The sequence below is a fragment of the Caballeronia arationis genome (assembly GCF_001544975.2).
Lineage (GTDB): Bacteria > Pseudomonadota > Gammaproteobacteria > Burkholderiales > Burkholderiaceae > Caballeronia > Caballeronia arationis.
The window spans coordinates 1-584 of record NZ_FCOG02000586.1; the positions used below are offsets into that span (position 1 = coordinate 1).

At 64.6% G+C, this 584-nt stretch carries 1 protein-coding gene; it reads left to right on the forward strand.

Annotated elements, in window-relative coordinates; all coding sequences use genetic code 11:
• Positions 1–54: 54 nt before the first annotated feature.
• Positions 55–584, forward strand: a 530-nt coding sequence (locus AWB81_RS43995) for an ATP-binding protein (protein ID WP_062644827.1), incomplete at its 3' end; no start/stop codon positions are given.

Genomic DNA, 584 nt, shown 5'->3' on the forward strand with positions numbered 1-584 from the left:
CTTATGCACGCCAACGTGCGCGGGCCGTCTTACTACCATTGAAAGGGAGTCGTTATGCTGCAACATCCCACTGTCGATAAACTGCACGCGCTGCGCCTGCCTGGCATGGCCGCGGCGCTTGCCGAACAACAGAGCCAGGACGGCATCGACCGGCTCAGCTTTGAAGAACGCCTGGGGTTGCTGGTCGAGCGCGAAGCTAGCGAACGTGACTCGCGACAAACAGCGGCCCGGCTGCGCCGGGCCAGACTGAAGATCCCCGACGCGTCGCCGGAGGACATCGACTATCGCACCGCCCGCGGGCTAGATCGGGCGCTCACCGCCCGTCTGCTGACCTGTGAATGGATTCGGGAGCGGCAGAATCTGATCCTCGTCGCGCCAACCGGGCTCGGCAAGAGTTGGTTGGGGTGTGCCTTCGCCATTCAGGCGTGCCGCCAGGGATTCTCCGCCTGCTATCTGCGTGTGCCGAAGCTCAGCGAGGAACTGGCGATCGCGCACGGCAGCGGCCGATACGCTCGGTGGCTTGCGCAACTGGCCAAGACGGATCTCGTCATTCTGGACGACCTGGCGATGGCGCCGCTCACGGA